Here is a 23,210-nt window from a genome sequence, read left to right as displayed (position 1 = left end):
CCGGGGACCACCGCCTCCACGTCGAGTCCGCCGCCGGTCACCAGCAGCCCGGCCGCCGCGGCGGCTTCGCCCGGGCTCGCGGACGGCACCTACCGGCTGAGCGCCGAACCGCAGTGCGGGGAGTTCGCGATGGACGGTGCGAGCCTGGTGGTGCGAGGCGGAAAGGCCACCCTCACCCCGGGCCTCTGGACCGGTTCGGACACCCGCGGCCAGCCGGCGAGCGGAACCGTGACCACCACGGGGAACAGCGTCCGGATCCACGTGGCCAACGGGACGGCCGCGGTCGTCGACCTCACCGCGACGATCGGCGCGGCCGGCGGCCTGAGCGGCAGCGGCCAGTCCGGCGGCGTGCACCTCAGTGGCGAGACGGGCTGGGCCTGCCAGTTCACCTTCACAGCCACTCCGGGGGCGCCCACCGGGAGCACCGAGAACGTCGGATCGTTCTATTCCCCGACGAGGAACATCAGCTGTCAGATTCTCCCCGATTCCGTTTATTGCCAGACTTGGACGCCCCCGCGGTCGGTGACGATGAAAACCGACGGGTCGTACCAGACCTGCGAAGGGTGCTTGGGGGATCCGGGTGAGCACACGCCGGTGCTGGCGTACGGCAGCTCGACGCGGGTCGGCCCGTTCACGTGCGCGTCGGAATCCGGCGGGGTCACCTGCACGACCGCGGGCAAAGGCTTCGCCATCTCCCGTTCCGGCGTCGTCAAGGTGCCCTGACGCGGCAGGCTCCGGTCAGCCGTTGTCCGGAACGAGCCAGAACCCGTCGGAATCCTTCAGGATCCGGGCGGGAGTTCCTATGCTGGAGCGGACCCCGGTGCGTGGAGAGGGATGTCGATGCGGACATTGCTCGTGCTGCTGCTCGTCTTCGGTGCCCTGACCCCGATCCCCGCCGCCGCGGCCACCGCGGTGTGCGCCACCTCGTGCGACACCCTCGACCCGTCGCGGGCCGCGCGCGAAAGCTTTCCCCTGCCCGACAAGGTGATCAACGGCCGGGTCGTGCGCCTGCACGCCTCCGACCCGGACGGCATGGCCTGGGCGAGCATCGACAACGGCGTGGCGAACGACGCCGTCTGGCTCGACCGCTCCTGGGACGGCGGTGCCACCTGGGAAGGCCTGCTCGGCAAGGCCACCATCCCCGGCACGTGGACCGGCACGCGCACGCTCATGTACAACCTGACCGATCCGGCGAACCACCGGCGTGGTCTGGTCCGGGCCTGCGGGGACGCGCAGGGCGTCGGCTGCACGGCGTGGATCTACCCGGACGTCTGCGACGCCGCGTGCGACCGCACCGCGCCCGCCGCCGGGGACAGCCAGCCGGTGGCGCCGACGACGTTGTCCGGCCGCACGATCCGGCTGCACTTCGACGGCCGCGGCATGGCGTGGGCCGGGATCGAAGCGGGCGGCGCGGGCGACGAGATCTGGCTCGACCGGTCGTGGGACGCCGGGGCGAGCTGGCCGGACGGCTCGTCGCTGGGCCGCACGAGCGTGCCCGCGGGCGCGACCGGCACCCACACGACGGCGTTCGCGACGCGCGACCCCCGCGGCCGGCTCTACGGCGGCGCGGTGCGCGCGTGCGGCCGCGAAGCCACGCACGCGCAGGGGAGCTGCACGGCCTGGGCGCGCCCGGCGACGACCCGCGCGGCCGGCGCCGTCGACGCCCTCATGTGGTCCTACGACCCGTACACCGCGTGGTGGCCGTCGAGCTGGTGGAACTCGGCCGTCGCGGTGACGGCGGTGGCCGACGCGGGCGGGTTCGACGCCGCGCTGGCCCGCACCTTCGACGTCAACCGGGTCGCCTTCCCGGCCGGGGTGAGGAGTTCCGACGCCATCGACGGCGACTTCGTCAGCCGGGCCATCGACGACAGCGCGTGGTGGGGCCTGGCCTGGGTCGCCGTCTACGACCGCACGCACGACTCGCGGTACCTCACCGAAGCCGTGACGATCGCCGACTACGTCACCGGGTTCTGGGACACGGGCAGCTGCGGCGGCGGGGTCTGGTGGAACCGCGAGCGGACGTACAAGAACGCCGTCACGGCCGGTCTGTACCTGCGCCTGACCGCCTCGCTGCACCTGCGGATCTCCGGCGACACGGTCTGGGGACAGCGGGCCCGGACCGCGGGCGACTGGTACCTGAACAGCGGCCTGATCAACTCCGCGGGCCTGGTGAACGACGGCCTGACGTCGTCGTGCGCCAACAACGGCCAGACCGTCTGGACGTACAACCAGGGGCTCGGCATCGGCGGCCTGCTGGAGCTGTGGCGCGCCACCGGCGTCCAGTCCTATTTGGACGCGGCCGAGCGGCTCGCGGACGCGGCGATGACCCGGCTCACGGCCAACGGCGTGCTCGTCGAATCCTGCGACACCGGCACGGGCTCCTGTGACGACAACCAGAAGCAGTTCAAGGGCATCTTCATGCGCTACTTCGGCGACCTGGCCACGGCGACGGGCTCGGCGACCTACCGCGCGTTCGCCCAGAAGCAGGCGGACGCGCTGTGGGCGGGCGACCGCGACTCGCTGAACCGGATCGGGCAGCGCTGGACCGGCACCACGCCGAACGTGACCGACTGGCGCACGCAGGCGTCCGGGCTCGAAGCGGTCCTGGCGGCCGGGTAAGCACGCACGCCGCGCGCGGGGGCGACCGGACCCGCTGGACTGCCGAGGCGCGGCAGCTCGCGAAGCACATCGGGGGGCGGCGGAGGCCTCAGCAGGTCGGCGGCAGGCCTTCCGTGCAGGCTTCGGTGTCGGTCTTGCTCGTCGCCAGGTGCAGGAGCTCGTAGAGCTGCTCGCGCTGCTCGTCGCCGAGCGCGCACAGCACCTCGTCCTCGACCGCGGCGAGCGCGAACTCGGCCCGCGCGAGCAGCTTCGCGCCGACGTCGGTGAGCTCGACCACGTGCCGCCGCCGGTCGACGGCCGAGCGGCGCCGCTCGATCAGGTTCTCGGTCTCGAGGTCGTTGAGCAGCCCGACGACGTTCGTGCCGTCCATCTGCAGGGTCTTCGCCAGGTCCTGCTGCGAGCTGCCACCCAGGTCGCGCAGGACCGTGAGGGCGATCAGGTGCCGCGGCCGCAGCCCGAGCGGCGTCAGCACGGACTCGCTGCGCAGCCGCATCCGGCGCGAGAGGTGGTCGAGCAGCGCCCCGCACCGGTGGGGCGGCTGGTTGACGACCGGCAGCGAGGTCATGCGCCCAGTATATGGGCACCTCAACGGTCGGTGTGCTATTAATGGTTTGTCCTACACCAACGATCTATGGGCGGCTAACGACATGGCGCACCTCCTCCACATCGACTCGAGCATCCAGGGCGAGCGCTCGGTGAGCCGCCGGCTCAGCGCGCGGGCCGCCGCCGCGTGGCGGGCCGCACACCCCGGCGGCACGAGCACCTACCGCGACCTGGGCGCGAACCCGCTCCCGCACCTCGACGAGGCGACCGGGTCGGCCCGCGCGATCCCGCCCGAGCAGCACACGGCGGCCCAGGGGGCGTCGTGGGCACTGACCCAGGAGCTCGTCGGCGAGATCAAGGCGGCCGACACCGTGCTGCTGGGCCTGCCGGTCTACAACTACGGCGCGCCGAGCAGCGTCAAGGCGTGGGTGGACCACCTCATCGCGCCGGGGCTCTCGGTCGACCACGAGACGATGACCGGCCTGCTGGGCGGGCGCGAGTTCGTCGTTCTGGCCGCCCGCGGCGGCGGGTACGGCGAGGGCACGCCCCGCGAAGGCTGGGACCACGCCGAGCAGTGGCTCCCGCACGGCGTCTCGCTGACGGGCCTGGAGCCGCGCTTCATCACGGCCGAGCTGACCCTGGCGCACGTGAACCCGGCGATGGCGGAGCTCATCCCGCTGGCGGACGCGAGCCTGGCGACGGCCGAGCGGCAGATCGACGAACTGTGGGTCCCGGCGCACGTCTGACGCACGGGCCGGGCGTCACGAATCCGCGGCGCTCGGCCCCACTGTCAGCAGCTGCTCGAAGAACCCGCCGATCTCCCGCGACCGGTCCACCAGGTGCACTTCCAGGATCCAGTGGGACGGCTGCCCGGCGCGGTCCGGCCGGCGCATCGGGCCGTCGCTGCCCGGGGCGATGTAGGAGTCGATCTTCGCGCCGTCGATCGTCTCGTGCGGGAACCGGCCGACCAGGTGCCCCGCGATGTCACCGCCGAACTCCCAGCCGGCTTCGTGCGCCAGCTGGACCATGTGCGCGTACAGCTGCGCGCCCGTGATGTCCGGGATGGCGGCGAAGTACGCCCTCCCGGCGTCGAAGACCGGGCCCAGCGAGTCGCGGAGCCGGTGCTTCACCGGGTCGTCGCCGAGGACGAACGTGCGGCCGAAGTCCGCTTCCCAGTCCTCGAAGATCGGGCCGAAGTCGGCGAACACGATGTCGTCCTCGGCGAGCACCCGGTCCGGCGGGTTCTCGCGGTACGGCCGCAGCGTGTTGACGCCCGCCCGGACGATCCGCTTGTGCCAGTAGCGGCGGATGCCGAGCAGGTCACCGGCCAGGTCGCGGATCGCGTCGCTCGCCTCCGTCTCCCGCACACCCGGCGCCAGGATGCCGCGCTCGGCGACCGCGTCGAACAGTTCGACGGCCTTCGCCTGCGCGTCCAGCAACCGTTCGGCGCGCAGTTCCTCACTCTCGACCAGCTCACCCATGGCCCCGACGGTAGCAACGCGAACCCGGCCGGTAACCTCCGCCGGAAGCCGGGTGGCATGATGCGGGCCCCCGGACGGTCCGCACCTGGGCGAGGAAGGTCAGGTTTGAGCGCGCACACCTCCCAGATGGACGATATCCGGCTGGTCGCGCAGCCCAGCGCGCTGCCGGTCACGGAACTGTTCGTCCGCCTGATTCTCACCGACTGGTCCCTGCTCCCGATGCTGGAGCACACGACAGCGACCGCGAAACGGCTGGTCGAAGCCGTGATCGAGGCCGGCGACCCGAGGTCGCCCGCCTTCGTCACGCTGCGGCTGCGGCTGCGCGCCGAGGTGCTGGTGGTCGAGGTCGACGACGACGTGCCCGGGCTGCCGGAGCCCAAGGTCGTCGGACCGGGCGAGCGCGTGGGCGTCACGCACGGCGCCGCCGGTGCCCGCACGACCTGGTGCGAGCTCGAGCTGCCGGGCGGGATGAACGCGCGGCAGGTGCGCCTGCCCCGGCGGCAGGAGCGCCGGACCCTGGTCGACGAGCCGGTCACCGGCGATCCGGTCGCCGCCGACCCCGAGGTGCTGGAGCGCCTGCTCAACCGCCTGAGCGGCTGGTCCGGCACCGGCTGACCCGCGGCCGCGCGCTGAACGGTTCCGCCCGGATGTCCGTGTTCCCAGCGGGGGATGGGTGGACACGAGGAGGCAGCCGCCGTGCGGATCGTGATCGCGGAAGAAGACGCCCTGCTGCGGGAGGGGCTGGTGCTGCTCCTGCGCAGCGAGGGGTTCCAGGTCGCCGCGGCCGTCGACCACCCCGAAGACCTCGTCGCCGAGGTCGGGGCGCAGGCACCCGACCTGGCCGTCGTCGACGTCCGGATGCCGCCGACCTTCACCGACGAGGGTTTGCGGGCCGCGCTGGAGGCCCGGCGGCGGGTGCCGGGCCTGGCGATCCTCGCGCTCTCGGCGTTCGTCGAAGACGGCTACGCGGGTGACCTCCTGGCCGCAGGCGGGGGCGGCGCGGGCTACCTGCTCAAGGAGCGCGTCGGGAAGCCCGACGAGTTCTTGGACGCCCTGAAGCGCGTCGCCGCCGGAGGCACGGTGCTGGACCGCGACGTGGTCGCCGTCCAGCTGGCCAAGCGCCGCCCCGGCGACCCGGTCGCCACGCTCACCGCGCGCGAGCGCGAGGTCGTCGCGCTCCTCGCCGAAGGCCATTCGGTGCCGACGATCGGGCGGCTGCTCGGCATCGGCACCGACGCCGCCCGGCAGCACGCCGGGGACGTCAGCGCGAAGCTGCGCGTCCCCGACGAGGCCCAGGCGATGCTCAGCTACTTGCGAGCGTGAGGAGCTCGGCCTGCTTTTCCTTGTACCGCAAGACGTTCGCCAGCTTCACGTCCTCGTAGCCGCGCACGAGGTCGGGCAGTTCGGCCAAGGCCAGCGCCCGGGCGCGGTCGACGTCGGCCGCGCGGAACGCGTCGAGCACCACGCCGCGGTAGTCCTCGATCAGTTCGCGCTCGACCTTGCGCACGTGCGCGCGGCCGAAGGGGTCCAGGCGGGTGCCGCGCAGCCGCCGCAGGGCGTGCAGCAGCCGGAACGCCGGGCGGAACCACGGGCCCAGGCTGATCTTGCGCTTCATCCCCAGCGCGCGCAGCACCGGCGGGTGCAGGCGGTAGGCGTACGTCGTGCCTTCGCCGAACTGCTCGGACAGGCCCTCGGTGAACGCCGGGTCGAGCGAGAGCCGCGCGACCTCGTACTCGTCCTTGTACGCCATCAGTTTGTACAGGTGCTTCGCGACGGCCTCGGTGATCTCCGTCGGCCCGTCCTCCAGCACCCGCACCTGCTCGACGAACGCCGCGTACGCCCGCGCGTACCGCTTGTCCTGGTACGCCACCAGATCCGGGATCCGGACGTCGAGCAGCCGGGCCAGCTCGGACCCCGGCTCGGCGTGCACGAGCTCGCGGGCGGCCGGCTGCGCGACCGGGCGCGCCGGGGTCTTCGGCGCCGTCGGGGTTTCCGGGTTCGCCACGAGCTGACGGCCGCGACGGAACGCCTGCAGGTTCGCCGCCACCGCGGTGCCGTTCAGCTCGATCGCGCGCTCGATCGCCGCGGCGGGCAGGCCGATCGCGCCGGTCTGGAACGCCGCGCCGAGCTGCAGCACGTTCGCGAACTGGTCGTCGTCGAACAGCTCCTCGGCCAGGCCGCGCGCGTCCAAGGAGACCGTGCGGGCCGCCGCGGCCTCCAGTGGCGCCAGAACGCTGCCGGGGTCCGGGAAGGCCACCGTCGTGTCGACGACCATCCGGCCGGTCGGGACCTCGGTGGTCGAGACGACGGCGGTGGTGCGGGCGGCGTCGGCCACGCCGAGGTTCGCCGCGTCCGCGCCGACGAGCGCGTCGCACGCCAGGTAGAGGTCGCATTCGCCGGTCGCGAGCTTCGGCGCCTGCGCCACCGGCTCGGCCGTCACCTTCAGGTCGGAGACGACCGCGCCGCCCTTCTGCGCGAGCCCGGTCTGGTCGAGCGTGCGGACGTGCCGCCCGTCGAGCACCGCGGCCGTCGCGAGGATCTGCGTCACGGTGACCACGCCGGTGCCGCCGATCCCGGTGATCCGGACGGTGAAGTCCTTCGCGCCCGGCGGAGGTGCGGGCACGGCGTCAGCAGCCAGTTCGCCGAGCTTGCGGCGCTGTTTCTTCCCGGTCGGCACCACGGTGACGAACGACGGGCAGTCCCCGGCCAGGCACGAGTAGTCGACGTTGCACGACGACTGGTGGATCGCGGTCTTGCGGCCGAACTCCGTCGCCACCGGCTGCACCGACAGGCAGTTCGACTTCGTGCCGCAGTCGCCGCAGCCCTCGCAGACGCGCTCGTTGATCACCACCCGTGTCGCGGGGGTCTCCTGCTTGCCGCGTCGGCGCTTCCGCCGCTTCTCCGCCGCGCACTCCTGCTCGTGGATCAGCACGGTGACACCCTTGACCACGGCCAGTTCTTCTTGCGTGGCGAGGAGTTCCGTGCGGTCGCGCACCTCGACGCCGGCGGGCAGCTTGCGGCGTCGCAGCTTCGCGGGCGCGTCGCTGGTGATCACGACCCGCTTCGCGCCCTCGATGAGCAGCAGCTCGGCGATCTTCTCCACGGGCAGCCCGCCGACGGCGTCCTGGCCGCCGGTCATCGCCACGGCCGAGTTGTAGAGCAGCTTGTAGGTGATGTTGACGCCGGCGGCGACGGCCGCTCGGACCGCGAGGCTGCCGGAGTGGGTGAACGTGCCGTCGCCGATGTTCTGGACGAAGTGCTCGGCCTCGACGAACGGCGCCATGCCGATCCACTGCGTGCCCTCACCGCCCATCTGCGTCACGCCGAGGACGGTGCCGACCTGGTCGGGCTCCATGAACAACGCCATGGTGTGGCAGCCGATGCCGCCACCGACCAGCGTGCCTTCCGGGACCTTCGTCGACGAGTTGTGCGGGCAGCCGGAGCAGAAGTACGGCGTCCGCGCGAGCAGCGGCACCGGGATGCGCTCGCGGCGACGGCGCGCCCGGTAGGCGTCGACCGACGGGATGTCCGCGGGCAGCCGCCGGGCCAGGCCGGTGGCGATGCCGTCCGGGTCCAGCTCGCCCAGCTCGGTGAACAGCGTCCGGCCGTCGCGGTCCTTCTTGCCGGTGATCGCGGGGGCGCCGGGAACGCCGTAGAGGACTTCCTTGAGCGCCGCCTCGACGAAGGAACGCTTCTCCTCGACGACGACGATCTCGTCGAGACCGTCGGCGAACTCGCGCACGATCGCGGGCTCGATCGGGTGGATCGCGCCCAGCTTGAGCACGCGGATGCCGTACCGGGACAGCGTTTCCGCGTCGAGGCCGAGGGAACGCAGCGCCTGCTGGAGGTCCAGATAGGACTTTCCGGCGGCGACGAGGCCGATCCGGTCGGCGGGCCCGCGGGTGACGATCTTGTTGACGCCGCTCACGCGCAGGTACTCGAGGGCGAGGGGCAGCCGGACGGTGAAGAGGCTGCGTTCCAGCTCCGCGAGACTGGTGCCGAGCAGCCGTGACGTCGGCTGGTGGCGGTAACCCTTGTCCAGCACCGGCGCCGTCCACCGGGGATCGACGACGGCGGTGCCGGACGCGTCGGCGACGTTGGCCACGACCTTCAGCGACGTCCACAGCCCGGCCGCGCGCGACAGCTCGACCGCGTGCATGCCGAGGTCGAGGACGTCCTGCGAGTCGGCCGGGAAGAAGATCGGCATGGCGAGGTCGGCGAGCGCGAGCTCGGACGCGCACGGCACGGTCGAGGACTTCGCGTTCGGGTCGTCGCCGACGAGCGCGACCGCGCCGCCGCGCGGGTCGGTGCCCGCGAGGTTGGCGTGGCGGAGGGCGTCGGTCGCGCGGTCGAGACCGGGTGCCTTGCCGTACCAGAAGCCGGTGACGCCGCGGCGCCCGCCGGCGCCCGCGACCAGCTGGCTGCCCATCACCGACGTCGCAGCCAGCTCTTCGTTGAGGCCGGGGCGGTGGACGACGTCGTGCTTCTCGAGGAGCTTCGCGCGGCGGCCGAGCTCGAGGTCGTAGCCGGCCAGCGGCGAGCCTTCGTAGCCCGAGACGAACACGGCGGGGTCGCCGCCGAGGGCGCGGTCGTGCCGCACGCGGTCGAACAGCAGCCGGACCAGGGCCTGCACCCCGGTCAGGTGCACGGTCCCCGCTTCCCGCAGGTAGCGGTCCTCCAGCGTGAACGTCTCCACGGCGCGGGCCTCCTTCGCGTCGATGTGCTTCCGGGCACACTGCGACGCCGACCACAGCGACGCAACAGGCGATGCCGGTTCAGCATCCCAGACGCAAACTTCGGCGGAATTTCGCGTCCGCTGGCCCGGATTTTTGCGCGAGGTTACGCTCAGGCGCATGACCGAAGAGCCACTCGACGCGACCGACCACGAGATCCTCGGCCTGCTGCGCGAGGACGCCCGGCGCACGCTGTCGGACATCGCGGGCCGCGTCACGCTGTCGACGGCCGCGGTCAAGCGGCGCATCGACCGGCTGCGCGAGACCGGCGTGATCACCGGGTTCACCGTGCAGGTCGACCACGCGAAGCTGGGCTGGGGGATCGAGGCGTTCACCGAGCTGCGGTTCGTCGGGAACACCAAGGTCGCCGAGATCCTGCGCACGACCACGCGGATGCCCGAGGCGCAGGCGGTGTTCACGATCGCCGGCGACCCGGACGCGCTGGTGTGGCTGCGGGTGCGCGACATGGCCCACCTGCAGAAGACCATCGACGAGATCCGCCGTCACCACCAGGTCACCGGCACGAAGACGTTGATCGCGCTGGAGTCCTGGTCGCGGGGGAGCTGACGTGCTCGTCACGCTGGCGCAGCGGCCGGACCTCGCCGAGGCCGCCTACGCCATCCCGTACCCGCCGGACTCGCCGGAGTTCATGGCGGGCAGCCTCGCGAGCCTGCTGGTGCGCGGCCGCCGGGTCGCGCGGCGCTGGCCGCACCTGGTCGTCGTGCTCCTCGAAGACGGCGAACCCGTCGCGCGCGGGATCATGGTGCCGTTCCGCGGCCGCGGCTCGCTCCCGGACCGCGGCTGGGACGAGGTGGCCGTCTGGGCGGCGGAAGACGCGCTCGACGCCGTCACCCCCGACACCGCGTGCGCCCTGGAGATCGCGGTGCACCCGGACCACCAGGGCCGCGGCCATTCCGGCACCGTGCTGGCGGGAATGCGCGACGCGGCGGCCGGGCTGACGTCGCTCGTGATCCCCGTCCGGCCACCGGACAAGGCCCGGGTCCCGGCGGCACCGATGCGCGAGTACGCCGCCGAGACCCGGGCGGACGGCCTGCCCGCCGACCGCTGGCTGCGCACCCACGTGCGCGCCGGCGGCCGCATCGCGGCCGTCGCGCCCTGCTCGGCGACCGTCCAGGCACCCCTCGAAGCCTGGCGGCGCTGGACCGGGCTGCCGTTCGACCACGACGGCGCGGTGTTCGTCCCCGGTGCCCTGGCGCCGGTGTTCGTCTGTCTGGCCCAGGACTTCGCGGTCTACGTCGAACCGAACGTCTGGGTGTCACACCGCGTGGGTCAACCGTGGAGCAGGACCCCGGACGTCCGTTCCCGCTCGAAGAAGAACTCCGGCCACGCGAGCGCGTCCGGCGGCGCGTCGATGGCGGTCGCGCGGCGGCGCAGTTCGTTCATGTAGTCCGTGTCCAGGAGTGCCCGCGCCGACAGTGGTTCGCGCAGCAGCAGGTCGGCCGGGCCCGTGTACAGGTACGCGTCGACGCCGGGGAAACCCTTGGTGCCCGGCGGGTATTCGCGGCCGGTCGGGAAGTACGTCGTGTCGAGCGCGCCCAGCCAGGAATCCTGCAGGGGCACCAATGCCGGCCACGAGCCCAGCCGCCGTTCGAGCCGGGCGTTGTCCGAGGTGAACCCGTAGTGGTCGGCGATGACGTACGCCGCGCCGGGGTATTCGCGCTCCAGCCGCGCGACCGCCGCGCTGCCGCCGTCGTGCTTCAGGTGCCCCAGCCCGAACAGCATCAGGACCTTGCGGTGCTTCTGCAGGGACTGCGTCTTCACCACGGACGCGATCGACGCGTCCCGGTCGTCGAACGGTTCCACGTCGGCCGGGTGGTGGATCCGGCTCCAGTCGATCGGCGGGTCGCACGCGAGCACCCGGATCCGCCGCGCGGCCGGGAGCGTCGTGTTGACCTGCCGCACGAGCGCGAAAAGCTGTTCGTAGTACAGCGAAAACCCGCAGCTCGGCTGGGTCGTGTCCCGCCAGACCTTGCTGACGTCCGGGACGTCGCCACCCGCGGTGTAGGCGTCCAGGAGCGGCTGGTCGAGCGAGTTCCCGCACTCCACGGCGATGTCGTTCACCGTGGCGGGGAAGCGCGGGTCGCGGACGAGGTCGAAGACGAACGTCCCGGGCTCCGGGCTGGACTTCGCGACGATCGAGTGCGTGCCGAACGCGGCGAGGACGGCTCCGACGGGATCGGCCGGCTGCCGGGTCTGGCCCGCGTCGGCGGGTGCGGCCACCAGGGTCGCGGCCGCGAGCACGGCGAGGACGGTACGGAAGATGCGCATGACGGCTCCTAGTTCCCCCACTGTCTTACGACTATAAGACAACTCGGCCAGCATCCAGCTCCGCCCGGGCCGCTGTCAAGGGCGGGTCAGTGCCGGAACGCCTCCGCGAGCCACCACGAACCGCCGTCGTCGGCGATCTTCGCGTCGATCACCAGCGGCGCGCTGCGCGGGCCGGCGACCCATTCCCGCACCGCGAACAGGTCCTCGGCGGACCGCACGGTGACGCCCTCGGCGCCGAAGCCGCGGCCGATGGCGGCGAGGTCGGAGTCGGGGAAGCGGACGGTGGTCATGTCGGCGTCGCCGAAGTGGTGGACCTCCGCGCCGTACGCGGCGTCGTTGTAGACGACCACGACCAGCGGCAGGCCGAGCCGGACCGCGGTGTCCAGTTCGGACAGTGCCATGTGGAACCCGCCGTCGCCGGTGCCCAGCACGGGCAGCCGGTCCGGGCGGGCGAGCGCGGCGCCGATCGCGGTGCCCAGGCCGAGCCCGATGCTCTGGAACGCCTGCGTGAAGCAGAACCCCTGCTCGTCGGGCACCGAGAGGTACGCGCTCGGGTAGCCCATGAAGTTGCCGGAGTCGATCGAGACGATCCGCTCCGCGGGCAGCAGGTCGTCGAGGAGCTTGCTGAGCGTCCGCGGGTCGATCCGGCCGCCCGCGGACAGGTCGTCGTGCTCGACGTCGCGCCAGCGGCCGGTGGCGATGCGGGCGGCGACCTCCTCCGTGCGGTAGCCCTGCTGCTCCTTCGCCACGGCCAGCGTGTCCGTGGCCGTGGCGCCGACATCGCCGACGACGCCGAGGTCGATCGGGCGGTGGGCGCCCAGCGCGCGCTGCTCGACGTCGACCTGGACCAGCTTCGCGTGCGGGCTGAGCAGCTTGCCGTGGCGGGTGGTCCACGTGTTCAGCGCGCAGCCCCAGCCGACGACCAGGTCGGCGCCCACGACCAGCTCGGCGGCCAGGGGCGACGCGAACCCGCCCGAGATGCCCAGGGCGAACGGGTCGCCGTGGAAGAGCCCGTGCGCGACGGCGGACGTCGCCAGCAGCGCGCCACTGCGCGAAGCCAGTTCCCGCAACGGTTCCCGGCTCCCGCGGGCCCCGCGACCGGCGATGAACACCGGCCGTTCGGCGGCGGCCAGCAGCTCCGCCAGCCCGGCCACCGCCGAAGCGTCCGGGCGCACCACGGCGGGGCCCGGGACGTCCGGCAGGGAAGCCGGCTCGGGGGCGGGCGCGGCCTGGACGTCGAGGGGCAGGTTCAGCACGACCGTCCGGCGCTGCTGCCGGGCGGTGCGGAAGGCCCGCACGGTGTCGGCGAACGCGCTGGCGGCCGAGTGCACCCGCTCGGGCACCGCGCCGACCGCCGCGGCCAGGCCGGACTGGTCGACCCGGAAGTTCGACAGCACCGACGCGCCCGCGGAGTCGGCGGTGAGCACGATCATCGGCGTCCGGCTCTTGGCGGCCTCGGTGATGCCGGTCATCGCGTTGGTCAGCCCGCAGCCCTGGTGCAGGGACAGCACCGGCACCCGGCCGCTCATCCGCGCGTAGGCGTCGGCCATGCTCGCCGCGCCGCCCTCATGGCGGGCGGCGACGAACCGGACGCCGCCCGCGCGCAGCGCGTTCGTCACCTCGAAGTTGCCGCTGCCGACCACGCCGAACGCCGTGCCGGCGCCGAGGCCGGCCAAGGTCCGGCCGACCAGTTCCGCGACGTTCACCGCTCCACCAGGGCCAGCACCCGGGCGGGGCTGCCGGAGCCGCCGACGATCGGCAGCGGCGAGACGATCAGCAGCGTCCCGGTCGGCGGCAGCGACGCGAGGTTCCGCAGCTGCGTCAGGCCGTGCTTCCCGGCGCCCAGCAGGAGCTCGTGGCAGGGGAACATCGGCTCGAGCCCGGGTGCCTGACCGGCGTCGGTGCCGACGGTTTCGACGCCCAGCCCGGTGATCGGGGTTTCTTCGGCGAGCCACCGGGCGCACTCGGGGGAGACGCCGGGGGTGTGCGAGCCGGTGTCGTCGGCGTTGAGGAACTCCGCCTGGTCTTCGCTGCGCGTGTCCCAGCCGGTGCGGTAGAGCAGCCAGCCGCCGTCGGGCAGCGGGCCGTGCTCGGCCGTCCACGCGCGGACGTCGTCGATCGAGAGCAGGAAGTCCGGGTTCTCGGCCGCCTTCGCCGAGAAGTCCAGCACGACCGCGGGCGCGACCAGCGTCTTCAGCGGCACCCGCGAGACGTCGTGACCGTCCTTTCCGGACACCCAGTGCACGGGGACGTCCAGGTGGGTGCCGGTGTGCTCGCCGGTGTGGATGTCGTTCCAGTACCACCTCGGGCCGCGCTCGTCGTAGCGGCTGATCTCCTCGAGCCGGAACGGGATGGTGTTGGCGAACGGCTCCGGCAGCTGCAGGATCGGCGTGCTCGAGCTCAGGGGCGCGGTGAGGTCGACGACTTCGACCGCCCCGCCGGTGATCGCCTTGCTCAGCCCGTCCAACAACGACATGCCTGCCTCCCGGTGCCGGTGTGCGTCTCGGTCGAGACCCTATGCCCGCCGGACCGGTTCTTGACAGCGCCGGGCTCCCGGTGTTGTCTTAATGTCGTAAGACAATAGAAGGGTGTCGGGTGATCGAGTTCGTCCTGGACGGCCGCTCCAAGGTCGCCACCTACATGCAGCTCGTGGTCCAGGTGAAGCAGGCCCTGCGGGTCGGCCTGCTGCGCCCCGGCGACCAGCTGCCGAAGGTGCGGGACGTGGCGCAGGCGCTGGCGATCAACCCGAACACGGTGCTCAAGGCGTATCGCGAGCTGGTGCTGGAGGGCCTCGCGGAAGGCCGCCCGGGCGTGGGCACGTTCGTCACCGGCAGCCTGGCCGGGCCGTCGCTCGGCAGCCAGGCGCGGCTGCGGGACGAGCTGGTGGCCTGGCTGGAGCGCGCCGAAGCGGCGGGGATGTCGGCCGACGACATCGCCGCCCTGTTCGAGACCACGTTGCGCGGCACGCCGGTGCCGCGCGACCTTGCGTAGGGAGTTCCTGGATGGAACCGGCCGTACAGGCCCGGGCGCTGGGCAAGCGCTACGGGCGCACGTGGGCGTTGCGGGACTGCGAGCTGGAGGTGCCCGCCGGGCGGATCGCCGCGCTGGTGGGCCCGAACGGCGCGGGCAAGACGACGTTGCTCCACCTGGCCGTCGGGCTGCTGCGGCCCGACGCGGGGGAGGCCCGCGTGTTCGGCCGCGAGCCGCGGTCGATGCTCGCCGAGATCGGGTTCGTCGCGCAGGACACCCCGCTGTACCGGGACTTCACCGCGGCGGAGCTGGTCACCATGGGCGGCAAGCTCAACCGCCGCCGCTGGGACGCCGCGCTGGCCCGCGAACGGCTCGCCGTGCTCGGCATCCCGCCGGACAAGCCGGTGGGCAAGCTCTCCGGCGGGCAGCGGGCACAGGTCGCGCTGGCGCTCGCGCTGGCCAAGCGTCCTCGGCTGCTGCTGCTCGACGAACCCATCGCGAGCCTGGATCCCTTGGCACGCCGCGAGTTCATGCAGGCGCTGATGGGCGCGGTAGCGGAGAGCGAGACGACGGTGCTGCTGTCTTCCCACCTGCTCGCCGACCTCGAACGCAGCTGTGACCACCTGATCGTCCTGCAGCGGTCCCGCGTCCAGCTGACCGGGTCGGTGGACGAGCTGCTCGAGACCCACCGCACGCTCGTCGGCCCGCGGGCCGGCAGCGAGTCCATCGCCGGCGTGGCGAAGGTGATCCGGGCGAGCCACACCGAACGCCAGTCGACGCTGCTCGTCCGCCGGGGCGACGGCCCGATCGATCCTTTGTGGACGGAGCACGAAGTGACCTTGGAGGACCTGGTGCTGGCCCACCTCGCCGAAGCGGAGACCCGGGTCGCCGCGGCCGCGTGGGAGGTGCCGGCATGATCTGGCTGACCTGGCGCCAGCACCGCAGGCAGGCGCTGTTCACCCTCGGCGCGCTCGTGGCGCTCGCCGCGGTCATGGTGCCCACGGGCCTGGCGATGCACACGAAGTTCGACGGCCTCGGCCTGCCCGCCTGCCAGGCCGCGCTCGGCAGCGCGTCGATGGTCACGGCGACCGAAGCCGCCGGGAACTGCGAGCGCCTCGGCCACCAGTTCCAGCAGCAGTTCGGCGGCATGGTGTTCGTCGCGGTCCTGTTCGTGGTGCTGCCGGTGCTGGTCGGCGTGTTCTTCGGCGCGCCGCTGGTCGCCCGCGAGGTCGAGCAGGGCACCCACCGTCTCGTGTGGACGCAGGGGGTCAGCCGCCTGCAGTGGGCGCTGGCGAAGTTCGGCCTGGTCGGCGCGATCACCGCGGTGCTGGCGGTGGGGTACGCGCTGGGCGTCTCGTGGTGGTTCCAGCCGCTGGTGTCCGCGTCGACGGGCCGGCTGACGTACCTGTCGTTCGACGTCCAGGGCGTCGTCCCGATCGCCTACACGCTGTTCGCGTTGGCACTGGGCATCTTCGCGGGGACGTTCTGGCGCAAGGTGCTGCCCGCCATGGGGATCGCGTTGGTCGGCTTCGCGGCGGTCCGGGTGGCGGTCGAGGTTCTGGCCCGGCCGCGGTACCTCCCGGCGCAGACGCTGTCGTTCGCCCCGACGGGCGGGCAGACGCCGAACCCGGCGTCGGGTGACTGGGTGCTGTCCGAGGGCGTCCGCAACGCGGCGGGGGAGATGGTGCTGCCGGACGCCCAAGTCGGCCCGTGCCCGCCGGGCGGCTGCGGCGACACCGGTGGCGCGGGGCCCGGCGCGTACGACTGGCGGGAGTTCCAGCCGGGCGACCGGTTCTGGACGTTCCAGGCCATCGAGACGGGCATCTTCGTCCTGCTCGCGGCGGCGCTGGTGTACTTCGCGCTCCGCCGCCTCCGCACCCTCGCCTGACCGGCCCCGAGGGGCACCTTCATGGACTTCGAAGCCAGGAAGGTGCCCTTCGTGCCCATTGGCCGAGCACCGACGAACGGCGGATTTACAACGTTGTATCAGCACGGTAAGACTGTTTTTGCAACGTTGTAAAGACGAGCGGAGGCTGGTCCCGTGTCGCTGAGCCGCAGGCAGTTCGTCACCGGAGCCGTTGCCGCCACCCTGGTGTCCGGCGCGAACGTCTCCACCGCTGCCACGCTTCGCCGGAAGGTCGCTCCCGCCGGCGGCGGGCTCTACACCCCGAACGCCGCGCCGCTGAAACCCGCCGCCTTCCTCAAGCTCCCGCCCGGCGCCGTCACGGCGAAGGGCTGGCTCGCCGGGCAGCTGAAGCTCCAGCTCGACGGCCTCTGCGGGCACTACCCCGAGACGTCGCACTTCCTCGACTTCGCCACCACCGGCTGGATCCACCCCGAGGGCACCGGCTGGGAGGAGGTGCCCTACTGGCTGCGCGGGTACGTCGACCTCGCCGCCGTCACCGGGGACGCCACGGCGAAGACCACCGCCGCCCGGTGGATCGACGGCATCCTCGCCACCCAGCAGTCCGACGGCTTCTTCGGCCCGACCGCCCTGCGCACGGCGCTCGACAACGGTCCGGACTTCTGGCCGTACCTGCCGCTGCTGCAGGCCCTCCGCTCCTGGCAGGAGTACACCGGCGACGCCCGCGTGATCCCGTTCCTGACCCGGTTCCTCGAGTACATGAACGCCCAGGGCAAGAGCGCGTTCGACTCCAGCTGGGTGTCCGTGCGCTGGGGTGACGGCCTCGACAGCGTCTTCTGGCTGTTCAACCGGACCGGCGACACGTTCCTGCTCGACCTCGCCGACAAGATCCACTCCTACGGCGCCGACTGGGTGAACAACCTGCCGAGCCTGCACAACGTCAACGTCGCCCAGGGCTTCCGCGAACCGGCCCAGTACGCGATGCGGTCCGGCAACGCGAGCCTGACCCAGGCCACCTACCAGGACTACGCCACCATCATGGCCACCTACGGCCAGTTCGCCGGTGGCGGCTTCGCCGGCGACGAGAACGCGCGGCCCGGCTTCGGTGACCCGCGGCAGGGCTTCGAGACGTGCGGGATCGTCGAGTTCATGGCCAGCCACCAGCTGCTGACGCGGCTGACCGGCGACCCGGTGTGGGCCGACCGCTGCGAGGACCTCGCCTTCAACTCGCTGCCCGCCGCGCTCGACCCGGCCGGGCGCGCCGTCCACTACATCACCAGTGCGAATAGCGTCGACCTCGACAACGTCCCGAAGAGCGAAGGCCAGTTCCAGAACGGCTTCGCGATGCAGGCCTACCTGCCCGGGGTCGACCAGTACCGCTGCTGCCCGCACAACTACGGCATGGGCTGGCCGTACTTCACCGAAGAGCTCTGGCTCGCGACGCCGGACAACGGGCTCGCGGCGGCGATGTACTCCGCAAGCAGCGTCACGGCGAAGGTCGGCGACGGCACCTCGGTGACCATCACCGAGGACACCACCTACCCGTTCTCCGAGCAGGTCACCTTCACGGTCCGGACGTCGAAGCGGCTGGCTTTCCCGCTGTACTTCAGGATTCCGGCCTGGTGCTCGGCGCCGCGGCTGGTCGTGGCCGGGGCGACGGTGGCGGCGAGCGCCGGGCCGACGTTCGTGAAGGTCGACCGGACCTGGGCCGACGGCGACGTCGTCACGCTGACCCTGCCGCAGCGCACGACCACGCGGGCGTGGCCGGCCAACCACGACTCCGTCTCGGTCGACCACGGGCCGCTGACCTACTCGCTGAAGATCGGGGAGAGCTACCAGAGCCTCGGCGGGAGCGCGCAGTTCCCGGAATACGCCGTGCACGCGACGACGCCGTGGAACTACGGGCTCACGGTCGGCGCCGCGCTGACGTTCTCCGCGGCGGGCGGGGCGTTGCCCGCCAACCCGTTCACCCCGGACACCGCGCCGGTCAAGATCACCGCGACCGCCCGGAAGATCGCCGAATGGACGGCGGACGACCAGAACGTCGTCACGCCGCTGCAGGCGTCACCGGCACGCAGTGACGCGGCGGTCGAGACGGTCACGCTGATCCCGATGGGCGCGGCCCGGCTGCGCGTCACGTCGTTCCCGACGGCCGACCCGAACGGCCACCCGTGGGTGCCCGGCGGCGGGGGAGCGGGCTTCCGGATCGTGAACCGCAACTCCGGCAAGGTCCTGGGCGTCGACCAGATGTCCACTGCGGACAGTGCGCGGGTGGTGCAGTTCGCGGACAACGGCACCGACGACCACGTCTGGCACCTCGTCGCGAACGGCGACGGCTGGTACCGCGTCCGCAACCACCACTCCGGCAAGGTCCTCGGCGTCGACCAGATGTCGACCGCCGACAGTGCGAAGGTCGTCCAGTTCACCGACAACGGCACCGCCGATCACCTGTGGCAGCTTGTCGACAACGGCGACGGCTGGTGGCGGCTGAAGAACCGCAACTCCGGCAAGGTGCTGGGGGTCGACCAGATGTCCACCGCGGACAGCGCGCAGGTGGTGCAGTTCGGCGACAACGGCACGGCCGACCACGTGTGGCGGCTGGTCCCGGACGGCCGGCTGCGCGTCGAGAACCGCAACTCCGGCAAGGTCCTGGGCGTGGACCAGATGTCCACAGTGGACAGTGCGATCGTCGTCCAGTTCGCCGACAACGGGTCCGTGGACCACCTGTGGCGGCTGCGCGACGACGGCAGCGGCTGGTTCCGGATCGTGAACCGCAATTCCGGCAAGGTGCTCGGCGTCGACCGGATGTCCACGGCCGACAGCGCCCAGGTGGTGCAGTTCGCGGACAGCGGGACCGCGGACCACCTGTGGCGCCTGCGCTAGTGCTTGACGCCGACGATCCCGGCCACGCACTTCGCCGAACCCGACAGGGGCGTGAGCCGGGGACCGTCCGGCCACCACTCGTCGCACACGGCCAGGCCGGGCGCCGACGTCGCGTTCGGCTGGACGAACTCCAGCCCGGGCAGCATCGCCTCGATCTCGACGCGGGTGCGGAAGCGACCGGCACCCAGCGGGCCCTGGACCAGGATCTGCTCGATGCGCTTGGCGATCTCGGTCAGCTCCGGCACCTCGGGGTCGAAAAAGTGCGAAAGCACCACGTACGAGCCCGGGGCGAGCGCGTCGATGTACTCGCGCATGACGTCGACCGCGCCGTCGCCCTCGAAGTGGTGCATCGTGCCGACGTGCAGCAGCGCCACCGGCTCGGAGAAGTCGATGTGCTGCCGCACCTCGTCGCTCTCGAGCACCGCCTCCGGCTTGAAGATGTCCGCTTCGACCATGTGCGTGAAGTCGTTCTCCACGAGCAGCGCCCGGCCGTGCGCGAGGACCACCGGGTCGTTGTCGACGTAGACGACCGTGTGGTCCTTGTCGATGCGCTGGACGATCTGGTGCGTGTTCTCCGCCGTCGGCAGCCCGGATCCGCAGTCGAGGTACTGCCGGATCCCGGTCTGGCTCGCCAGCATCCGCAGCGCGCGGTTGTGGAAGCCGCGGTTGCCGCGGGCGACGTCCACGGCTTCCGGGACCGCCGAGCGGATCTTCTCCATCACCACGCGGTCGACTTCGTAGAAGTTGTTGCCGCCGAGGAACCCGTCGTAGATCCGCGCGATGCTCGGCCGGTCGGGGTCGACGCCCACGGGTTTCTGGCTCGGGGACAGCGTTTCGGACATGACGACCTCGCAGGACCTGGACGGGCGGTGGTGCGCCACCCAGAGTAGTAGCTCGGGTCCGCGCGGTAAACGCGAGGTCAGCCGCTGGGGCGAAGGCGCTGGTCGGGGATGTCGTCCCGGGCGCGTTCGGCGCGTTCGCGGCGCAGGCGGGCGAGGTGCTGCTCGATGCGGCGGTCGAGGTCGCGTGCGGCCTCGGACAGTTCCGTCAGGTCGCGACGGGACCCCGGGTGCCCGACGGCGCCCGTGTCCACTTCGTCCCCTGCCCTGTCCACTACCGGCACCTCCCGGATCGGATCGGATCAGCTCTGACCACCGTTCAAGGCGTTACTGCCCCAACGGGCGCTTGCCAAAACACCCCCGGTGGTGATGTCGGGCACGCGGCCTCCGCCGTCCGGTGGAGCGGCCGGCAAATCCCTGGTGTCAATTTTGACCAAGTGGTAGAAATTCAGCATCTGCCCCGTGACCCAGGAGCCGGCGATGAGCGAGCTTTCCGTGCAGCTGTACTCGGTCCGCGACGCGTTCGCGGCCGATCCCGCCGACACGCTGCGGCGGCTCGCCGCGATCGGCTTCACGAACGTGGAGCCCTACGGCGTCGTCGAGAACGTCGAAGCCCTGCGCGCGGGCCTGCCCGCGAACGGCCTGTCGGCACCGACCGCGCACGCCCGCCTGCTCGGTGCCGACCAGCCGGCCGTCTTCGCCGCGGCCGCCGAGCTGGGCATCGGCCTGGTGATCGACCCGCTGGTCAAGCCCGAGCAGTGGCAGGACCCGGCCGACGTCGCGGCCACGGCCGACGCGCTCAACGCGGCCGCCAAGGTCGCGGCGGAGCACGGCGTCCGGGTCGGCTACCACAACCACTGGTGGGAGCTGGAGTCCCGGATCGACGGCCGCAGCGCGTTCGAAGTGCTCGCCGGCCAGCTCGACCCGGCCGTCGCGCTGGAGGTCGACACCTACTGGGCCACCGCGGGCGGCGAGGACGCGGCCGCGCTGCTGCGCCGCCTCGGCGACCGCGTCCGGGCGATCCACGTCAAGGACGGCGGCCTCGCCACCGACGCCACCGGCCAGGTCCCCGCCGGGCAGGGCCGGGTGCCGGTCGCCGAGGTCCTGGCCGCGGCGCCGGACGCGCTGCGCGTGGTCGAGTTCGACGCCTACGACGGCGACCTGTTCGAGGCCATCGCCGCCAGCCGCGCGTTCCTGGCCGGCCGGTGACCGGCGGCCCGGTCGGCGTCGGGGTCGTCGGCGCCGGCGTCATCAGCGGCACCTACCTCGAGAACCTGACGAGCTTCCCGGACGTCCGCGTGGTCCGCGTCGCCGACCTCGACGCAGACCGCGCCGAGGCCCGCGCGGCCGAGTACCGCGTGCCGCGCTCGGGCACCGTGGCCGAGCTGCTCGACGACGCCGAGGTCGAGCTCGTGGTCAACCTGACCATCCCGGCTTCGCACGTCGACGTCGGGCTGGCCGCGCTCGAAGCCGGCAAGCACGTCTGGACGGAGAAGCCGCTGGCCCTCGATCGCCAGACCGGCCGCAAGCTGCTGGACCGGGCACGGGAGAAGAACCTGCGCGTGGCCGGCGCGCCAGACACCGTCCTCGGCGCCGGGCTGCAGACCGCGCGTCAAGCCGTCGAGGCGGGCCGGATCGGGCAGCCGCTCTCCGCGCTCGCCCTGTTCCAGGTGCCCGGGCCGGAGAGCTGGCACCCGGCGCCGGAGTTCCTCTTCCAGGCCGGCGGCGGCCCGCTGCTGGACATGGGCCCGTACTACCTGACGACGCTGGTGCAGCTGCTCGGCCCGATCGGCCGCGTCACCGGGGCCGGCGGGCGGGCGCGCGACACCCGCGTCATCGGCTCCGGGCCGCGAGCCGGGACGGAGTTCCCGGTGACGGTGCCGACCACGGTCACCGCGCTCGCCGAGTTCGAGCGCGGCGGCTCCGCCCAGCTCGTGCTGAGCTTCGACTCGGCCCTCAAGCGGACCGGGTTCGTCGAGCTGACCGGCACGCTCGGCACCGCCGTGCTCCCGGACCCCAACCGGTTCGACGGCTCCACGGCGCTGCACCTGCTCGGGCACGCGGAGCCGGAAGAGCTGACGCCCCGCGGGCACCGGGCGTCGCGCGGCACCGGCGCGCTCGAGCTGGCCCGGGCGATCCGGTCCGGCGTGCCGGAACGCGCGTCCGGCGAGCTGGCCTACCACGTCCTGGACGCGATGCTCGCCATCGACGAGTCCCTGACCCGTGGTCAGACCGTCGAGGTCGCGAGCACGGTCGAGGTCCCGCCCGCGCTGCCGGCGGGCTGGGACCCGTACGCGAAGACGCTCTAGAGCGGGACGGTGAGCAGGTTCTGGAGGTAGAAGCGCAGCGAACCGACCAGGTCGACGTCGCCCGGGACGGTCAGCCACTGCACCTGCAGGCCGTCCATCAGGGCGATGAACGTCAGCGACGCCATCCCGGGGTCGACGCCCAGCCGCAGCTCGCCGCGGGCGGCGAGCGCCTCGAACGACTCGTGGACGCCGTCGCGGGCGGCCCGGTAGTGGCGCACGAAGTACTCGTGCGCCGGGTGGTCCGCCGACACCGCTTCGGCGGCGAGGCGCGAGTAGAGGTCGACGATCCCGGGGTGGCGGACGTTGTGCTCGGCGAGCGCGACGAAGTGGCGCAGCACGTCGAGCCCGGGCGGCACGGTCAGCTGCTCGCGCTCGGAGTCCTCGGCGTCGCGCCGTTCGAGGACGGCGGCGAGCAGCGCTTCCTTGGTGGGGAAGTAGTAGAGGAGCCCGGCGTGGGAGATCCCGACGCGCTTGGCGATCTCCCGCAGCGACGAGCCGTGGTAGCCGAGTTCGCCGTACGCCGCGGCCGCCGCCGTGATGATGTCCTCGCGGCGGATCCGGCCCTTCAGGTAGCCCCCGGTCACGGGGTCGCGGTGGTCTCGGCGGCGTGCACGGCACCATCATGCCGCAGCGGTGTTTCGCACAAGCGGCGTGAGCGGTCGAACAAATTGGTTGTGCGA

The 23,210-nt window shown here is 72.4% G+C and carries 22 protein-coding genes; 13 read left to right on the top strand and 9 right to left on the bottom strand.

All coding sequences use genetic code 11. The annotated features are described in order from the left end of the window. Nucleotides 1-129 precede the first annotated feature (129 nt). Together ACWEN0_RS38215 and ACWEN0_RS38210 are read left to right on the top strand one after the other, a co-directional pair. On the top strand, nucleotides 130-723 hold the full coding sequence (locus ACWEN0_RS38215; protein ID WP_451984767.1) for a hypothetical protein: 594 nt from the start codon (nucleotides 130-132) through the stop codon (nucleotides 721-723). A gap of 117 nt (nucleotides 724-840) precedes the next feature. Continuing rightward, nucleotides 841-2,619, top strand: coding sequence for a glycoside hydrolase family 76 protein (locus ACWEN0_RS38210; RefSeq protein ID WP_451984765.1), 1,779 nt, complete (start codon nucleotides 841-843; stop codon nucleotides 2,617-2,619). Nucleotides 2,620-2,707: 88 nt separating this feature from the next. Here ACWEN0_RS38210 and ACWEN0_RS38205 read toward each other — a convergent pair whose 3' ends face one another. After that, entirely contained in the window at nucleotides 2,708-3,184 is a 477-nt protein-coding gene (locus ACWEN0_RS38205) for a MarR family winged helix-turn-helix transcriptional regulator (protein ID WP_451984763.1), read from the bottom strand. A gap of 82 nt (nucleotides 3,185-3,266) precedes the next feature. Between ACWEN0_RS38205 and ACWEN0_RS38200 the strand changes: the two genes are divergently transcribed. Further along, nucleotides 3,267-3,908, top strand: a complete 642-nt coding sequence (locus ACWEN0_RS38200) for an FMN-dependent NADH-azoreductase (protein WP_451984761.1) — start codon at nucleotides 3,267-3,269, stop codon at nucleotides 3,906-3,908. Between the two features lie 15 nt (nucleotides 3,909-3,923). On the opposite strand, the gene ACWEN0_RS38195 is transcribed toward ACWEN0_RS38200, so the two are convergent. Then, nucleotides 3,924-4,643 carry a M24 family metallopeptidase gene (locus ACWEN0_RS38195; RefSeq protein WP_451984759.1) on the bottom strand — a complete coding sequence of 240 codons (720 nt, stop codon included), beginning with the start codon at nucleotides 4,641-4,643 and terminating at the stop codon, nucleotides 3,924-3,926. Nucleotides 4,644-4,748: 105 nt separating this feature from the next. Here ACWEN0_RS38195 and ACWEN0_RS38190 point away from each other — a divergent pair, with 105 nt between their 5' ends. Further along, nucleotides 4,749-5,258, top strand: coding sequence for an ATP-binding protein (locus tag ACWEN0_RS38190; protein ID WP_451984757.1), 510 nt, complete (start codon nucleotides 4,749-4,751; stop codon nucleotides 5,256-5,258). An 81-nt stretch (nucleotides 5,259-5,339) separates the two neighbouring features. Further along, complete coding sequence (locus ACWEN0_RS38185; protein ID WP_451984755.1) at nucleotides 5,340-5,966, top strand: response regulator; 627 nt, start codon at nucleotides 5,340-5,342, stop codon at nucleotides 5,964-5,966. Here ACWEN0_RS38185 and ACWEN0_RS38180 read toward each other — a convergent pair. Then, nucleotides 5,947-9,339, bottom strand: a complete 3,393-nt coding sequence (locus tag ACWEN0_RS38180; protein ID WP_451984753.1) for an indolepyruvate ferredoxin oxidoreductase family protein — start codon at nucleotides 9,337-9,339, stop codon at nucleotides 5,947-5,949. The two genes, ACWEN0_RS38185 and ACWEN0_RS38180, sit on opposite strands and share 20 nt — an antisense overlap. Nucleotides 9,340-9,496: 157 nt before the next feature. Here ACWEN0_RS38180 and ACWEN0_RS38175 point away from each other — a divergent pair, with 157 nt between their 5' ends. Beyond that, a complete protein-coding gene (locus ACWEN0_RS38175; protein WP_395930922.1) occupies nucleotides 9,497-9,943 on the top strand; it encodes an Lrp/AsnC family transcriptional regulator in 447 nt (148 codons plus the stop codon). Nucleotide 9,944: 1 nt separating this feature from the next. Continuing rightward, entirely contained in the window at nucleotides 9,945-10,784 is an 840-nt protein-coding gene (locus tag ACWEN0_RS38170) for a hypothetical protein (RefSeq protein ID WP_451984751.1), read from the top strand. Here the strand turns inward: ACWEN0_RS38170 and ACWEN0_RS38165 are convergent. The 3 genes from ACWEN0_RS38165 to ACWEN0_RS38155 all read right to left on the bottom strand — a co-directional run bounded on the left by ACWEN0_RS38165 (nucleotide 10,667) and on the right by ACWEN0_RS38155 (nucleotide 14,141). Further along, nucleotides 10,667-11,665 (bottom strand): hypothetical protein, encoded by a 999-nt coding sequence (locus ACWEN0_RS38165; protein WP_451984749.1) that lies wholly within the window; start codon nucleotides 11,663-11,665, stop codon nucleotides 10,667-10,669. The two genes, ACWEN0_RS38170 and ACWEN0_RS38165, sit on opposite strands and share 118 nt — an antisense overlap. 86 nt (nucleotides 11,666-11,751) lie before the next feature. Then, nucleotides 11,752-13,371 carry a thiamine pyrophosphate-binding protein gene (locus ACWEN0_RS38160; protein ID WP_451984747.1) on the bottom strand — a complete coding sequence of 540 codons (1,620 nt, stop codon included), beginning with the start codon at nucleotides 13,369-13,371 and terminating at the stop codon, nucleotides 11,752-11,754. Further along, nucleotides 13,368-14,141: a cyclase family protein gene (locus ACWEN0_RS38155; protein ID WP_451984745.1), complete on the bottom strand. Its 774-nt coding sequence runs from the start codon at nucleotides 14,139-14,141 to the stop codon at nucleotides 13,368-13,370. The genes ACWEN0_RS38160 and ACWEN0_RS38155 overlap by 4 nt, the downstream gene beginning before the upstream one ends. A 119-nt stretch (nucleotides 14,142-14,260) precedes the next feature. Between ACWEN0_RS38155 and ACWEN0_RS38150 the strand changes: the two genes are divergently transcribed. From ACWEN0_RS38150 to ACWEN0_RS38135, 4 genes are all read left to right on the top strand, one after another. Continuing rightward, on the top strand, nucleotides 14,261-14,656 hold the full coding sequence (locus ACWEN0_RS38150) for a GntR family transcriptional regulator (protein ID WP_451984743.1): 396 nt from the start codon (nucleotides 14,261-14,263) through the stop codon (nucleotides 14,654-14,656). Nucleotides 14,657-14,667: 11 nt separating this feature from the next. Beyond that, on the top strand, nucleotides 14,668-15,552 hold the full coding sequence (locus tag ACWEN0_RS38145; RefSeq protein WP_451984741.1) for an ABC transporter ATP-binding protein: 885 nt from the start codon (nucleotides 14,668-14,670) through the stop codon (nucleotides 15,550-15,552). Next, entirely contained in the window at nucleotides 15,549-16,523 is a 975-nt protein-coding gene (locus tag ACWEN0_RS38140; protein ID WP_451984739.1) for an ABC transporter permease, read from the top strand. Before ACWEN0_RS38145 ends, ACWEN0_RS38140 begins: the two co-directional genes overlap by 4 nt. Nucleotides 16,524-16,676: 153 nt before the next feature. Beyond that, nucleotides 16,677-19,382 carry an RICIN domain-containing protein gene (locus ACWEN0_RS38135; protein ID WP_451984737.1) on the top strand — a complete coding sequence of 902 codons (2,706 nt, stop codon included), beginning with the start codon at nucleotides 16,677-16,679 and terminating at the stop codon, nucleotides 19,380-19,382. Here ACWEN0_RS38135 and ACWEN0_RS38130 read toward each other — a convergent pair. Both ACWEN0_RS38130 and ACWEN0_RS38125 read right to left on the bottom strand, forming a co-directional pair. Continuing rightward, the gene (locus ACWEN0_RS38130) at nucleotides 19,379-20,224 is read right to left on the bottom strand and encodes an SAM-dependent methyltransferase (RefSeq protein WP_451984735.1); all 846 of its coding nucleotides are present in this window, start codon (nucleotides 20,222-20,224) and stop codon (nucleotides 19,379-19,381) included. The genes ACWEN0_RS38135 and ACWEN0_RS38130 overlap by 4 nt on opposite strands. Before the next feature lie 77 nt (nucleotides 20,225-20,301). Continuing rightward, nucleotides 20,302-20,496, bottom strand: coding sequence for a hypothetical protein (locus ACWEN0_RS38125; RefSeq protein ID WP_451984733.1), 195 nt, complete (start codon nucleotides 20,494-20,496; stop codon nucleotides 20,302-20,304). 205 nt (nucleotides 20,497-20,701) lie between these two features. Between ACWEN0_RS38125 and ACWEN0_RS38120 the strand changes: the two genes are divergently transcribed. Then, on the top strand, nucleotides 20,702-21,430 hold the full coding sequence (locus ACWEN0_RS38120; RefSeq protein ID WP_451984731.1) for a sugar phosphate isomerase/epimerase family protein: 729 nt from the start codon (nucleotides 20,702-20,704) through the stop codon (nucleotides 21,428-21,430). Continuing rightward, nucleotides 21,427-22,530, top strand: coding sequence for a Gfo/Idh/MocA family protein (locus tag ACWEN0_RS38115; RefSeq protein WP_451984729.1), 1,104 nt, complete (start codon nucleotides 21,427-21,429; stop codon nucleotides 22,528-22,530). The genes ACWEN0_RS38120 and ACWEN0_RS38115 overlap by 4 nt, the downstream gene beginning before the upstream one ends. On the opposite strand, the gene ACWEN0_RS38110 is transcribed toward ACWEN0_RS38115, so the two are convergent. Beyond that, nucleotides 22,527-23,114: a TetR/AcrR family transcriptional regulator gene (locus tag ACWEN0_RS38110; RefSeq protein WP_451984727.1), complete on the bottom strand. Its 588-nt coding sequence runs from the start codon at nucleotides 23,112-23,114 to the stop codon at nucleotides 22,527-22,529. The two genes, ACWEN0_RS38115 and ACWEN0_RS38110, sit on opposite strands and share 4 nt — an antisense overlap. Between the last annotated feature and the right edge of the window lie 96 nt (nucleotides 23,115-23,210).

It is taken from the genome of Amycolatopsis sp. NPDC004378 (assembly GCF_053602455.1).
Note: the sequence above shows the minus strand (reverse complement) of the source record. Positions and strands in the feature narration are given on the sequence as shown.

Bases quoted from the DNA above. Each gene is read 5' to 3' on its own strand.
- ACWEN0_RS38215 (WP_451984767.1), top strand. From the start codon at position 130: ATGGACGGTGCGAGCCTGGTGGTGCGAGGCGGAAAGGCCACCCTCACC.
- ACWEN0_RS38210 (WP_451984765.1), top strand. From the start codon at position 841: ATGCGGACATTGCTCGTGCTGCTGCTCGTCTTCGGTGCCCTGACCCCG.
- ACWEN0_RS38205 (WP_451984763.1), bottom strand. From the start codon at position 3,184: ATGACCTCGCTGCCGGTCGTCAACCAGCCGCCCCACCGGTGCGGGGCG.
- ACWEN0_RS38200 (WP_451984761.1), top strand. From the start codon at position 3,267: ATGGCGCACCTCCTCCACATCGACTCGAGCATCCAGGGCGAGCGCTCG.
- ACWEN0_RS38195 (WP_451984759.1), bottom strand. From the start codon at position 4,643: ATGGGTGAGCTGGTCGAGAGTGAGGAACTGCGCGCCGAACGGTTGCTG.
- ACWEN0_RS38175 (WP_395930922.1), top strand. From the start codon at position 9,497: ATGACCGAAGAGCCACTCGACGCGACCGACCACGAGATCCTCGGCCTG.
- ACWEN0_RS38165 (WP_451984749.1), bottom strand. From the start codon at position 11,665: ATGCGCATCTTCCGTACCGTCCTCGCCGTGCTCGCGGCCGCGACCCTG.
- ACWEN0_RS38155 (WP_451984745.1), bottom strand. From the start codon at position 14,141: ATGTCGTTGTTGGACGGGCTGAGCAAGGCGATCACCGGCGGGGCGGTC.
- ACWEN0_RS38145 (WP_451984741.1), top strand. From the start codon at position 14,668: ATGGAACCGGCCGTACAGGCCCGGGCGCTGGGCAAGCGCTACGGGCGC.
- ACWEN0_RS38140 (WP_451984739.1), top strand. From the start codon at position 15,549: ATGATCTGGCTGACCTGGCGCCAGCACCGCAGGCAGGCGCTGTTCACC.
- ACWEN0_RS38130 (WP_451984735.1), bottom strand. From the start codon at position 20,224: ATGTCCGAAACGCTGTCCCCGAGCCAGAAACCCGTGGGCGTCGACCCC.
- ACWEN0_RS38120 (WP_451984731.1), top strand. From the start codon at position 20,702: ATGAGCGAGCTTTCCGTGCAGCTGTACTCGGTCCGCGACGCGTTCGCG.